This window comes from Inquilinus sp. 2KB_23 (assembly GCF_052115705.1).
GTDB classification, from domain to species: Bacteria; Pseudomonadota; Alphaproteobacteria; order DSM-16000; family Inquilinaceae; genus Inquilinus; species Inquilinus ginsengisoli_A.
Window position 1 is genome coordinate 183,188 of sequence record NZ_JBFRHF010000010.1, and the last position, 13,003, is coordinate 196,190.

The 13,003-nt window shown below is 69.7% G+C and carries 12 protein-coding genes; 8 read left to right on the forward strand and 4 right to left on the reverse strand.

Annotated elements, in window-relative coordinates; translation table 11 throughout:
* Positions 1 to 188 precede the first annotated feature (188 nt).
* Positions 189 to 2,462, forward strand: a complete 2,274-nt coding sequence (locus AB4112_RS15120) for a beta strand repeat-containing protein (RefSeq protein WP_309794274.1) — start codon at positions 189 to 191, stop codon at positions 2,460 to 2,462.
* A 33-nt stretch (positions 2,463 to 2,495) separates the two neighbouring features.
* On the opposite strand, the gene AB4112_RS15125 is transcribed toward AB4112_RS15120, so the two are convergent.
* A complete protein-coding gene (locus AB4112_RS15125; RefSeq protein ID WP_309794272.1) occupies positions 2,496 to 2,960 on the reverse strand; it encodes a GNAT family N-acetyltransferase in 465 nt (154 codons plus the stop codon).
* An 89-nt stretch (positions 2,961 to 3,049) separates the two neighbouring features.
* Between AB4112_RS15125 and AB4112_RS15130 the strand changes: the two genes are divergently transcribed.
* The 3 genes from AB4112_RS15130 to pseH all read left to right on the forward strand — a co-directional run bounded on the left by AB4112_RS15130 (position 3,050) and on the right by pseH (position 7,200).
* On the forward strand, positions 3,050 to 4,336 hold the full coding sequence (locus AB4112_RS15130) for an amidohydrolase family protein (protein WP_309794271.1): 1,287 nt from the start codon (positions 3,050 to 3,052) through the stop codon (positions 4,334 to 4,336).
* A 139-nt stretch (positions 4,337 to 4,475) separates the two neighbouring features.
* Entirely contained in the window at positions 4,476 to 6,515 is a 2,040-nt protein-coding gene (locus AB4112_RS15135; protein WP_309794270.1) for an elongation factor G, read from the forward strand.
* A 130-nt stretch (positions 6,516 to 6,645) separates the two neighbouring features.
* Positions 6,646 to 7,200, forward strand: coding sequence for a UDP-4-amino-4,6-dideoxy-N-acetyl-beta-L-altrosamine N-acetyltransferase (gene pseH, locus AB4112_RS15140; RefSeq protein WP_309794269.1), 555 nt, complete (start codon positions 6,646 to 6,648; stop codon positions 7,198 to 7,200).
* A gap of 4 nt (positions 7,201 to 7,204) precedes the next feature.
* Here the strand turns inward: pseH and AB4112_RS15145 are convergent, their stop codons facing one another.
* Both AB4112_RS15145 and AB4112_RS15150 read right to left on the reverse strand, forming a co-directional pair.
* Entirely contained in the window at positions 7,205 to 8,053 is an 849-nt protein-coding gene (locus AB4112_RS15145; protein WP_309794268.1) for a hypothetical protein, read from the reverse strand.
* Between the two features lie 119 nt (positions 8,054 to 8,172).
* Positions 8,173 to 9,303 (reverse strand): serine hydrolase domain-containing protein, encoded by a 1,131-nt coding sequence (locus tag AB4112_RS15150; protein WP_441720722.1) that lies wholly within the window; start codon positions 9,301 to 9,303, stop codon positions 8,173 to 8,175.
* Positions 9,304 to 9,484: 181 nt separating this feature from the next.
* Here AB4112_RS15150 and AB4112_RS15155 point away from each other — a divergent pair, with 181 nt between their 5' ends.
* Genes AB4112_RS15155 through AB4112_RS15165 form a run of 3 tightly spaced genes read left to right on the forward strand, consistent with a single transcriptional unit; the run spans position 9,485 to position 11,523 of the window.
* The gene (locus tag AB4112_RS15155; protein WP_441720724.1) at positions 9,485 to 10,345 is read left to right on the forward strand and encodes a hypothetical protein; all 861 of its coding nucleotides are present in this window, start codon (positions 9,485 to 9,487) and stop codon (positions 10,343 to 10,345) included.
* Between the two features lie 42 nt (positions 10,346 to 10,387).
* On the forward strand, positions 10,388 to 10,969 hold the full coding sequence (locus tag AB4112_RS15160) for a helix-turn-helix domain-containing protein (protein ID WP_441720726.1): 582 nt from the start codon (positions 10,388 to 10,390) through the stop codon (positions 10,967 to 10,969).
* Positions 10,970 to 10,977: 8 nt separating this feature from the next.
* Complete coding sequence (locus AB4112_RS15165) at positions 10,978 to 11,523, forward strand: GNAT family N-acetyltransferase (RefSeq protein ID WP_309794262.1); 546 nt, start codon at positions 10,978 to 10,980, stop codon at positions 11,521 to 11,523.
* Here AB4112_RS15165 and AB4112_RS15170 read toward each other — a convergent pair.
* Complete coding sequence (locus AB4112_RS15170; RefSeq protein ID WP_441720728.1) at positions 11,507 to 12,394, reverse strand: LysR family transcriptional regulator; 888 nt, start codon at positions 12,392 to 12,394, stop codon at positions 11,507 to 11,509. The genes AB4112_RS15165 and AB4112_RS15170 overlap by 17 nt on opposite strands.
* A gap of 103 nt (positions 12,395 to 12,497) precedes the next feature.
* Here AB4112_RS15170 and AB4112_RS15175 point away from each other — a divergent pair, with 103 nt between their 5' ends.
* Positions 12,498 to 12,959, forward strand: a complete 462-nt coding sequence (locus tag AB4112_RS15175) for a DUF3237 domain-containing protein (protein ID WP_441720730.1) — start codon at positions 12,498 to 12,500, stop codon at positions 12,957 to 12,959.
* Positions 12,960 to 13,003 lie beyond the last annotated feature (44 nt).

The following is a 13,003-nucleotide window of genomic DNA, read 5'->3' on the forward strand; positions in this document are numbered from 1 at the left end:
CGTGCTCGACTTTTCCGTCACCGCGCGGAGACGCCCGGGCGGTGAGTCCCGGCCGACCCATATCTCCCGAAACCATTTGACATTTATGCGGCAATTCCCACAACGATGGGGCCGCCGGAAACCCATTGTGACCCTCGTTCGGTGCCGATCTGACTGAGGGATAAATTCATATTCGAACAGGATTCGTCATGGCGGTCATCAATGGCGACAACGCCAACAACACCATCAACGGCACGACGGGTGACGATACGCTCAACGGCCTGGGGGGCAACGACGCGCTGCGCGGGGACGCGGGCGTCGACACGCTGAATGGTGGTGACGGCGACGATTCCCTGCGCGGGGGCGCCGGCGCGGATGTGCTGAACGGCGGCGCCGGGATCGACACCGCCGACTATGCCGTCAGCGCCGCCGGCGTGATCGTCACGATCGGGGCCATCGGCAGCGGCGGCGAGGCCCAGGGCGATACGGTCAGCGCCGATATCGAGAACATCACCGGTTCGAACTCCAGCGACACGCTGACCGGCTCGGCCGGGGCCAACACGCTCCTGGGCGGCCTCGCCGCCGACGTGCTCAACGGCCTCGCCGGCAACGACATGCTGGATGGGGGTGTCGGCAACGACATCCTCCATGGCGGTCTCGGGAACGATACGCTGAACGGCGGCGCCAGCGGCCTCAACGGCAGCAGCGGCAACGACGTCCTCGATGGCGGGGCCGGGGCCGACGTGCTGATCGGCGGCGCCGGCGTCGACACCGCCCATTACGACGGCCCGGCCGGGGTGACGGTGACCATCGGCGCGATCGCCCATGGCGGCGACGCGGAGGGCGATTCGGTCGGCGCCGACATCGAGAACATCGAAGGCACCGCCACCTTCAATGACGTCCTGACCGGCTCGGCCGTCAGCAACCTCCTGTCCGGCTTCGGCGGCGATGACCGCCTGATCGGCCTGGCCGGCAACGACACGCTCGACGGTGGGGCCGGCAACGACATCCTCCAGGGCGGCGCCGACGGGGACGCGCTGATCGGCGGTGCCGGCAGCGACACCATCCTGTACGGCGGCACGGCCGCGGTGACGGTGGATCTGACGGCGTTCACGGCGTCGGGCGGCGAGGCCGAGGGCGACACGATCGGCAACGACATCGAGAATGTCATCGGCACCGGCTTCAACGACGATCTCACCGGCTCGGCCGTGGCCAATGCGCTGACCGGCCTTGGCGGACAGGATTCGCTCGTCGGCATGGCCGGAAATGACACGCTGAACGGTGGGGACGGAGACGACTTCCTTGATGGCGGGGCCGGGGCCGACCGGTTGATCGGCGGCGCCGGCATCGACACCATCAACTATGACGGCCTCGCCGGAGTCACGGTCAACCTCACGACGCTGACAGCGACGGGGGGCGATGCCCAGGGCGACGTGATCAGTGCCGACATCGAAAACATTCTGGGCACCGGCAGCTTCAACGACGTGCTGACCGGCTCGGCCGCGGCCAACGTGCTGGTCGGCTCCGGCGGCGCCGACACCCTGTCCGGCATGGACGGCAATGACCGGCTGGATGGCGGCACCGGCAACGATGTGCTTCGCGGCGGGGCCGGGGCCGACATCTTGCTGGGCGGCGACGGGATCGACGTCGCGGTGTACAGCGAAAGCGCCGTCGGCGTGACGGTGAATCTCCTCACCGGCACCGGCGCCGGCGGCAACGCCCAGGGCGACACCCTGACCGGCATCGAGAACGTCATTGGCGGCAGCGGCAACGATGTCATCACGGGCAACGACGCCAACAACAGCCTGGCGGGCAACGACGCCAACGACACCATCGGTGGCGGCAACGGCGCCGACACGCTGGTCGGCGGCGCCGGGAACGACGTGCTGCGGGGAGAGGCCGGGGCGGACGCATTGCAGGGTGGCGACGGCATCGACATCGCCATGTACACCGAGAGCGCCGTGGCTATCACGGTCAACCTGGCCCTCGGCACCGGTCTCGGCGGCAATGCCCAGGGCGACACGCTGACCGGCATCGAAGGCGTCTACGGCGGCGGCGGCGGCGACATCCTGATCGGCGACGCCGCGGCAAACACACTGGTGGGCAACGCCGGCAACGATATCCTGCAAGGGGCGGGCGGCAAGGACACTCTGGCGGGCGGGGCCGGGGCCGACCGCTTCGTCTATGCGTCGGTCGCCGACAGCCCTGTCGGCAGCGGCGCCGATCTGATCACGGATTTCAGCCATGCCCAGGCCGACAGGATCGACCTGAGGCTGATCGACGCGAACACCGGCGTGGCCGGCGACCAGGCGTTCGGCTTCATCGGCTCGGGCGCCTTCACCCACCATGCCGGCGAACTGCGCGAGGTCATCTCCGGCAGCCAGACGGTGGTCAGCGGCGATGTGAACGGCGACGGCGTGGCCGATTTCAGCGTCGTGCTGACCGGGGCCATCACGCTGGTCGCCGGCGACTTCCTGCTGTAGGCGGCATCCGGAAGACGGGCCGAGGCGCCGGGGTCAGCCCAGCACCTTGGTCATGTGGATGATGGTGAACTCGCCGCGCTGCTCCTGCCGGCTCTCGCTGTAGCCGCGGGCGGTGTAGAGGGCGCGGTTCTCCGACATCTTCGCGTTGGTGTAGAGCCGCAGCTCGGCCAGGCCGCGGCGCAGCGCCTCGCGCTCCGCGAAGTCCAGCAGCCGCCGGCCGAGGCCACGGCCCTGATGGCTCGGGTCGACCGCGACGTTGACGATCAGCAGATGGTCCGGCTCGGGCTTCAGCTCGATCAGCGCGATGCAGCCGGCTATGCCGTCGATCGCCCAGATCTCGTGCTCGGCCAGGGCGCGGTCGTAATCCGCCCGCATCGGCAGCGGTTCGGCGCCGACGGAGATGATCCATTTCGCATAGGCGCGCCGGACCAGGGTGCGGATCGTCCCCGCCTCGTCGGGCCGGGCCCGGCGGATTTCACCCCATGTCGCGATCATCATGGGTGCTCTCCTGTCTTTCGCTCTTCGGGCCGCATGCTATCGTCCGCGGCACCATTCCCTCAGTGAATTTCAGGAAAGTCAGCCCCGCCATGGATCTTGTCCTGCGTCATGCCAACCTGCCCGACGGCCGGACGGGCATCGATATCGGCATCGAAGGCGGGCGGATCGTGGCGGTGGAGCCGCGCCTGGCGGCGGAAGCACGGCAGGAGATCGACGCCACCGGCCGGCTGGTCACTCCGCCCTTCGTCGACCCTCATTTCCACATGGATGCGACGCTGTCGCTCGGCCTGCCCCGGATGAACCGGTCCGGCACGCTGCTCGAAGGCATCGCCCTGTGGGGCGAGCTGAAGCCGCAGCTGACCCAAGGTGCGGTGATCGCACGGGCCCTGGCCTATTGCGACATGGCGGTGGCGCAAGGGCTGCTGGCGGTGCGCAGCCATGTCGATGTCTGCGACGACCGGCTGCTGGCGGTCGAGGCGCTGTTGGAGGTCAAGCGCCAGGTCGCGCCCTATCTCGACCTGCAACTCGTGGCCTTCCCGCAGGACGGGCTGTACCGCTCCGCCACCGCCGAACGCAACCTGCTGCGCGCGCTCGACCTCGGGGTTGAAGTGGTAGGCGGCATCCCGCATTTCGAGCGCACCATGGCGGACGGCGCCGCCTCGGTGCGCCGGCTGTGCGAGATCGCGGCCGAGCGGGGGCTGCTGGTCGACCTGCATTGCGACGAAAGCGACGACCCGCTGTCGCGCCACATCGAGACGCTGGCGGCGGAGACCCATCGGCTGGGCCTCGGCGGGCGGGTGACGGGGTCGCACCTGACCTCGATGCATTCGATGGACAACTACTACGTCTCGAAGCTGATCCCGCTGATGCGCGAGGCCGGGGTCGCGGCGATCGCCAACCCGCTGATCAACATCACCCTGCAGGGCCGGCACGACACCTATCCCAAGCGCCGCGGCATGACCCGGGTGCCGGAGCTGATGCAGGCCGGGATCACCGTCGCCCTGGGCCAGGATTGCGCCATGGACCCGTGGTACTCGATGGGGTCGGGCGACATGCTCGAGGTGGCGCATATGGCGGTGCATGTCGGGCAGATGACCGCACTGGACGCCATCGGCCAGTGCTTCGCGGCGGTGACGACGAATGCCGCGAAGATCATGCATCTCGACGGCTACGGCCTGGCGCCCGGCTGCCGCGCCGACCTGGTGATGCTGCAGGCCGCCGACCCGTTCGAGGCGGTGCGGCTGCGGGCCACCCGGCTGCTGGTACTGCGCGCCGGCCGCGTGATCGCCCGCACGCCGGAGCGCCGGGCCATCCTGGACCTGCCGGGCCGCCCGGCCGCCGTGGTTCCGACCTTCACCCCCGGCTCGATCGCATAGCACGAGCCGCTGCGCCGCACCTCCAGATCGGGGCTGGGCCGATCGTCTTGGAAGTGTCATCCTGACCCTCTAAAGGCGCCCGCATCCCATCGGGCATTCGCCCGATCGGCACGGCGGGCCGTGCAGAGGGAGGATGCGCATGCCGCAGGAACGCCCTGCCACCACCAGACATCGGAGTGCGGCCCTGGTCGGGCCGTATTCGAGCGGCAAGACCACGCTGCTGGAGGCGCTGTTGCACAGCGCCGGCGCGATCCCGCGCAAAGGCAGCGTGGCTCAGAAGAACACGGTCGGCGACGCCTCGCCGGAATCCCGCGCCCGGCAGATGACGATCGAGCCGAACCTGGCTTCCTGCCGCTATCTCGACGAGGATTGGACCTTCATTGACTGTTCCGGCTCGGTCGAGCTGGCGCAGGACGCGTTTGCCGCCCTGATGGTGGCCGACATCGCCGTGGTGGTGGCCGAGGCCGATCCCGACCGCGCCGTGATCCTGGCGCCGCTGCTGCGCTTCCTCGACGAACATGCCATCCCGCACGTCCTGTTCATCAACAAGCTGGACCGGGCCGCCGTTCGCATGCGCGACCTGCTCGCCGCCCTCCAGCAGGTCTCGGCCCGGCCGCTGCTGCTGCGCGAAGTCCCGATCCGCGACGGCGACAACGTCTCCGGCTATGTCGACCTGGTCAGCGGCCGTGCCTACAAATGGCGGGAGAACCAGTCATCCGACCTGATCGAGGCGCCCGCCGGCATCAAGCCGCGGCAGGATGAAGCGCGCCAGACCCTGCTGGAATCCCTGGCCGATTTCGACGATGCGCTGCTGGAGCAGCTGCTGGAGGACAAGATCCCGGCGCCGAAGGAGATCTACACCCAGCTGACCCGAGACCTGCAGCAGGACCTGATCGTGCCGGTGTTCTTCGGCTCGGCCGAGCACGGCAACGGCGTCACCCGGCTGTGGAAGGCGCTGCGCCACGAGGCGCCGTCATCCGACGTGGCGGCGACGCGGCTCGGCTACGACGCCAAACGCGGCTTTGCCGCGACGGTGTTCAAGACCCTGCACCAGCCGCACACCGGCAAGCTCAGCCTGGCGCGGCTGTGGAGCGGCAAGCTGTCCGACAACAGCAATCTCGGCAGCCGCCGCATCTCCGGCCTGTACCGCCTCAAGGGCGGCGACAACCAGAAGCTAGCCGAGGCCGGCGCCGGGGAGATCGTCGGCATCGCCCGGATCGAGGACCTCGCCACCGGCCAGACCCTGCGGGCCGACGGCACCGCCGATGCCACCTGGAACTGGCCTGACGTGCCCGAGCCGGTGCATGCCGTGGCGCTCTCGTTGTCCGACCGCAAGGACGACGTCAAGCTGACCACGTCGCTGGCCAAGCTGTGCGAGGAGGACACGACGTTGTCGGTCCACCATCTCGAAGCGACCGGCGAGCTGACGCTGGCCGGGCAGGGCGACATCCAGCTGCAGATCGCGGTCGAGCGGCTGAAGAGCCGCTTCAACATCGCGGTCACCACGGAGCCGACGCGCACCGCCTACCGCGAGACCATCCGCCGGCCGACCAAACAGCATTCGCGCTTCAAGCGCCAGACCGGCGGCCACGGCCAGTTCGCCGACATCCATGTCGAGATCCGGCCGCAGCCGCGCGGCAGCGGCTTCGCCTTCGAGAACAAGGTGGTGGGCGGCACCGTGCCCAAGAACTTCATTCCCGCGGTGGAGGCAGGGTCGCGCGAGGCGCTGGCGCGTGGACCACTGGGCTTCCCGGTGGTCGACATCGCCATCGCCCTGACCGACGGCCAGCACCATGCGGTCGACAGCTCGGACCAGGCCTTCCGCACCGTGGCGCAGATGGCGATGGCCGAAGGGTTGCCGAATTGCGATCCGGTGCTGCTGGAGCCGATCCAGGCGGTCACCATCGCGGTGCCGGCCGAATACACCGCCAAGGTCCACGCCCTTGTCTCCAGCCGGCGGGGCCAGATCCTGGGCATGACCGCGCGCGAGGGCTGGACCGGCTGGGACCTGATCGACAATCTGCTGCCGGAATCCGAGATGCACGGGCTGGCGGTCGAATTGCGCTCGGTCACGCTCGGCGTCGGCAGCTTCACCGCCCGCTTCGACCATCTGCAGGAGCTGACGGGCCGTCTCGCCGACCAGGTGGTGGAGGACCGCAAGCGCGCCCAGGCCGCGTGAACGACCCGGCGGCCGGGCGGTGCCGGGGGCTGGATGCTCCCGTGTCGCCCGGCCGCCACGTCGTCATCTTGGCAACACTTTCTGGGCGGCTTATGACGGACGGGAATTGCGAGAATTCGGGAGTGCGGAGATGTTGAGCCTGAGGCGTGCGGAGCCGGCGGATTCCGACCGCATGTTCACCTGGCGGAACCTGCCGCATGTCGCGGTCCACCAGTACAGCGACCATGTCATCTCCCGGGAAGAGCATGATGCCTGGTTCGCCCGCGCCATCGCGGATCCGCGTCGGATCTACTGGATCATCCAGGATGACGGCGATCCGATCGGCCTCGCCAACCTCGTCGACATCGATGAGAAGAACAGCAAGTGCTCCTGGGCCTTCTACCTCGGCGCCGGCGACCTGCGCGGCAAGGGCATCGGCAGCTGGGTCGAGCTCAAGGTGCTCGACCACGTCTTCCTCGAACTCAAGCTCAACAAGCTGTGCTGCGAGGTGCTGACCAGCAATCCGGGCGTGGTGCGGATGCATCGGCGCTTCGGCTTCCAGGAGGAAGGCCTGCTGCGCCACCATGTGCGCAAGCAGGGCCAGTTCCTAGACGCGCATGTGCTGGGCCTGTTGCGCGACGACTACCTGCAGCAGCGCGACGCTCTGGTCACCATGCTGCGCGAACGCGGGGTGCAGGCGGAGTAGGGGATCACCGGGCCTGCGCCGTGGCCCCGGAGCCCTCGGCCGAATCCACGATCACCAGCATGTTCCCGGCCAGCGGCGTCGGCGTCCGGTCGGGACGCAGCACCGCGTCATAGCGGGCGTCGGACTTCGCCGCCGCCTCGTAGTCGACATCGAGGATGCCGTGGCGGTCGAGGAAGACGTTCATCGGCCCCGGCACGCGGACGCATCCCTTCGACGCCGGCTGGCCGAGGCGCTGCTCAAGCGTCGCCGGATCGGTGGCGTGGACCAGCAGCCGGATGGTCGATTCCCGGCCCTCGTCCTCCCAGCCCCGTTCAGCGGTCTGCCAGCCGAAATCCCACACCCGCATGCCCTTGAGGCCGAGGCCGCGGATGCCGTTGGCGTTGAAAGTGCCTTCGGCGCGCCAATCGAGGATCTCGTCGGTGTGAGGGAATACGCCGGTCGGCGTGATGAAATAGCCGTGGCGGCCTTCCTGGCCGGTCGAGACTGTCGATCCGCCCAGGCTCCGCCAGGTGCCGGACGGCTGCGCCAGCAGGATGCGCATCTGCTGCACGGCCGGGTTCCGGTCCACCACCATCACCAGCTGCGGCCGGCGGATGGCTTGGCCGCGGGCCGTGATCGCGCGCTGCGCCAGGGCGGCCCAGCGCTGGCCTGCTTCGGGCGCATCCGTGATCGCCATTGGCACCTCCCGCACCAGCTCGGCCTGCAGCCGGGCGAATTCGGCGTCGATCGGCGCGCCCGTGGCGGCTGTGCCGCGGTCAGCAGACGCTGCAGACCCGGGATGTGGGGCCGGGCCGCACCCAAGCGCCAGCAGCGGCAGGATGATGGCAAGGAGGAAGCGCACGGACATCGACATCTGGACAATCGCAATCGCGACAGTTCAAGAGATCAGGTTGTCTTTGCTCCGCTTCCGTCTGTATTCATACCATATCATGCGCCATTATTCACCGATCGATTTTACCGGATCGGCTGGGGCTAGGGCCGCGTCGCCGCGGGCAGGACATAGCGCTCCAGCACGGTGCGGCCGAGTGCGTCCTGCTGGTCGGGCTGGTCGTAGAGGCCGGCGGTGACCACCACCAGCAGGTCGCGGTCCGGCACCAGGAACAGCCGCTGTCCGCCCCAGCCGACGCCGGCACTCCAGCGCAGATCCTGGCCGTCGACCTGTGAATGGCCGAGCCACCATTGGAAGCCGTAGTCGATCTCGTCCTCGGCCGCGATCTGCTTCGTCGTCGACTGCTCGATCCAGCCGGCCGGGACGATCTGCTTGCCCTGCCAGGCGCCGTGATCGAGCACCAGCCTGCCGATCTTGGCGATGTCGCGCGGCAGCAGCCGCAGGCCGGAGGCGGCGACCGGGTCGCCGTTCGGATAGCGCACCCATTCGACGTCGTCGATGCCCAGCGGCGCAAACAGCATCTCCCGCGCCATCACCTCGAGCGACCGGCCCGAGACCTGCTTCAGCACCGCCGACAGCAGCGCCGTCGATCCGCCGCTGTAGACCCAGCGCTCGCCCGGCATCGTGGCGAAGGGCTGCTCCAGCACGTAGCGGTATGGGTCCGGCGCGTCCGACATCAGCCGCTCGCTGTTGCGCGGGTCGCTGTAGGGCAGGTCCTCGCTCCAGGCCAGCCCACTCGACATGGTCAGCAGATGGCGCAGGGTGATGCGGTCCTTCTCCGGCGAGCCCAGGTCGGCGTATTGCGGCAGCAGCGACAGCACGGGCGCGTCGATGTCCTTGATCCAGCCATAGTCGACGGCAATGCCGACCAGCAGCGAGGTCACGCTCTTGGTGATCGAGCGCAGATCGTGCCGGGTCGCGGCGTCGTGCGGAATGCGGCCGAGCGGCTGGCCCCAGCGCTGGTCCTCGCCGGCGAAGTAGCGCTCATAGACCAGCTTTCCGTGCCGCACGACCAGCACGGCATGGGCGTTGCTTTCCTCCAGCGCCGGGCCGACGGCGCACAGCGTGGCGGGGTCGAAGCCCTCATCCGCCGGGGCGGCAACCGCCCAGCCATCGTCCAGCACCGCCGGTGCGCGGCAGTCCGGCGGCGCGCCGGCAGCCGCGGCGGGAGAGGTGAGGAGGGCGATCAGGGGCAGGGCACGGCGAAGCGGCATGGATGTCTCCGTCTGGGCGCGACCGGGTGCGCCATCGATCCGTAACAGGGCCGATCGGTAGCAGGGACGCCGGGCCGCCACTGTACCGGGATTGCTCGGCCGCCGAATCACCTCCGCCCCGCCACGGCTTCGCCGTAGAGCAGGATCGACCATGTCTCCAGGTTATCCTGGGGGAGAGATCATGCGCGTCTTGCTGAAGATCCTGTTGGCCGGCCTGCTGCTGGCCGTGGCCGCCTGCGTGTCGAACCGGCCTGCGGAACCTGTCGTGTCAGGGGTCGTGTCCCAGGAGATGTATCAGGCGGATGCCCTGGTTCCCGGCGGCGGGGTGAACCGGCTCGCGGCACCGCAGAGCCAAGCGTGGCCGGACAGCGGTGCCCGCATCGCGCCGGCCCCGGAGCCCCGGCTGGGCACGCGCTGGGGCGAGACCATCGCCTCGTCCATCCGCTTCGTCCATCTCGAGCGCCTGTGGCCGGACCGGCCGGAGGGGCAGGTGACGATCCGCTACGACGGACGCTGGGATGCGGCCGGCCCGCCCGCAGGCACGATCCAGATGCTGCCAGTCGCCTATGGCCGGATCGAGTGGGCGGTGCTCGACGCCCGAGGCCGGGCGATGCCGCTCACGCCGGGCCGTGGAGGCGACCTCCGCCTGCACGGCCGGAACGGCGACCTCTATCGGCTGAGCTTCAGCAATCGCGGCCGACAGACGGTCGAGATCGTGGCGACGGTGGACGGGCTCGACGTGCTCAGCGGCCAGCCCGGTACCATCGCCAACCGTGGCTATGTGGTGCGGCCGTACGAACTGCTGGTGATCGAGGGATTTCGCCAGAGCGAGGATGCGGTCGCGGCGTTCCGCTTCTCGTCGCCGGGCGCGGCCTATGCCGCCAACACCCCGCAGGGCGACCCGCGCAACATCGGGGTCATCGGCATGGCGGTGTTCACCCTGGACGACCCGGCCAATGCGGTCGGGCCGGCCGATGGCGCCCAGCCATTCCCCGCCGATGGCGCGCGCGACCCGCGCTTCGCCCCGCCGCCGACGCCGTGAGCCGCTTGCGTTATCTCTCATGATCGGGATAATTTCCCGATCATGAGAAATGAGATCGCCATCGTCGCCGAGCCGGTGGACGCCCGGCTCGCCGCCCGGCTTGCGGCCCTCAGGGCCGAACAGGGCTGGTCGCTGGACGTCCTGGCCGAGCGCAGCGGCGTCAGCCGGGCGACGCTGTCGCGGTTGGAGCGGGGGGAGACCAGCCCGACCGCCTCGCTGCTCGGCCGCCTCTGCACCGCCTATGGCCGCACCATGTCCGGCCTGATCGCGGAGATCGAGACCGAACCGGCGCAGCTGCTGCGCCGGGCCGAGCAGACGGGTTGGACCGACCCCGAAACCGGCTTCGCCCGCCGCAGCGTGTCGCCTCCGGCCGTAGGGCTGCGCGGAGAACTGGTCGAGGGCACGCTGCCGGCCGGCGCGGTCGTCAGCTACGACACGCCGCCGATCCACGGGATCGAGCAGCATGTCTGGATGCTGGAGGGCACGCTCGAGCTGATGGTGGACGACGTCGTCCACCGGCTTGGGCCGGGGGACTGCCTGCGCTACCGCCTGTTCGGCCCGACCCGCTTCGCATGCCCGGGACCGCGGCCCGCGCATTACCTCATCGCCCTGTGCAAGCCGTGAGCACCGCCATGCTGTCGACCGCAACCGATCCGGCTTCCCTGACCATCGCCGAGGTCCAGGCCGAGGACCTGCCCTTGGTTCTCGACGATCTCGCCGGCGTGCTCCACGCCTCTGTGCTGGACGGCGCCAGCGTCGGCTTCGTGCTGCCCTTTGCCATCGACGAGGCCCGCGGGTTCTGGCAGGGGCTGGAGCCGGCCTTCCGCAGCGGCGCCCGCCGTCTGCTGGTGGCGCGGCTGGAGGGGCGGGTGGTCGGCACGGTGCAGCTGGTTCTTGGCATGCCCGCCAACGGCATCCATCGCGCCGAGATCGCCAAGCTGCTGGTGCATCCCGCCGCGCGCCGCCGCGGCATCGCCCGGATGCTGATGGTGGCGGCGGAGGCGCTGGCCCGCCGGCACGACCGCAGCCTGCTGCTGCTCGACACCCGGCGCGGCGACAGCGCCGAGGGGCTCTATGAGAGCCTGGGGTTCCGCCTGTTCGGCATCGTGCCCGGCCACGCCCGCTCCACCACGGGCGTGCTGGAGGACACCAGCTACATGCTCAAGCAGCTGGCATAGGGCTATCCAGCTGGCGGCGCGCCTCGTCCTGCAGCCAGTCGCGGAAGCGCAGCACCACGGGCCGCGCTTCGCCCGGCTGCAGCAGGATGTGGTGGGCGGCCGGGCCGCGGATGATGTGCGGGAAGGGCTGCACCAGCTTGCCGTCGCGCAGCAGCGGCCCGAAGAACCGCGGCGAGAGCAGCGCCACGCCTGCGCCCTCGATGGCGGCCGAGGCGTCCAGCTCATGCGTCGGATAGTCGTCGGCGTAGAAGCGCAGGCCGGACGCTTCCGCGCCTGCCTCGTGGAACCAGCGTTGCCAACCGTCATGGGGCAGCAGCGGCAGGGCCGCCAGATCGGCGGGTGACGACAGCCCGACTGTGGCGGCCAGCGCCGGGCTCAGCATCGGCGTCGCCTCGACCGGCATCAGGGCGACGGCGTCGAACCCCGGCCAGTCGCCGGAGCCGGTCCGGATCGCGATGTCGAAGCGCTCTCCCGGCCGCAGCTCGGCGGAGACGTCGAGCCGGATCGGAACGGCGTCGGGCAGCGCATGATACCCGGCCAGCCGGGGCGTCAGCCAGCGCATGGCGAAGGTCGGGACGGCGGTCACGCACAGCGGATCGGCCGTATCCCGGCAGTTGTCGACCGCCGAGCGGATCACGCTCAGGGCCTGGGCCATCCGCCCCGCCAGCGCCACGCCGGCCTCGGTCGGGGTCACCTTCGGGCCGGAGCGGCGGAACAGCGTCACCTCGAGCTCGGCCTCGAGATCGCGGATCCGCAGGCTGACGGCGGCCGGGGTCACGCCGAGTTCGGCCGCCGCCCGGGTGAAGCTGCCATGGCGGACGCAGGCTTCGAGGAAGCGCAACGATTCCAGGGCCGGCAGGCGTTTCAACATGCACGATGTTAAGGACAGCTTGAGATGACTGACAAGATCGCTCGCTTTGGATCGGCAGGTTTCCCTGCGTTCAATGCGGCCTGTCCAATGACCGGAGGCCCCCATGACCGAGCTGAAATCGCGCCCCCTGTTCGCCCTTTCGATCGCCCTCCATCCGATCCACGAACTGGGGCCGACCCCGGCCGGTGAGCGCCGGGTCGTGCCCGTGTCGGGTGGACGGTTCGACGGCGAGCGGCTGGCCGGCGAGGTCCTGCCGCATGGCGGCTCGGACCTGCTGCTGACCCGCGCCGACGGCTCGTTCCAGCAGGATGTCCGGCTGACGCTCCGGACCCATGACGGGGCGCTGATCCTGATGACCTATCGCGGCGTGCGGCATGCCGCGCCCGAGGTGACCGACCGGATCGCTCGGGGCGAAGCCGTCGGGCCGTCCGAATACTACCTGCGGATCGCGCCCTTCTTCGAGACCGCCGCGCCGGCCTATGCCTGGCTGAACCGGATCGTGGCGGTCGGCGTCGGCGAACGCCGCCCGGGCGGTGCGGGCTATGAGGTCTTCGAGATCCTGTGAGGCCTTGCCGGGCGGTCCGGTCCGGCGCTAAAGGTCGTACATTA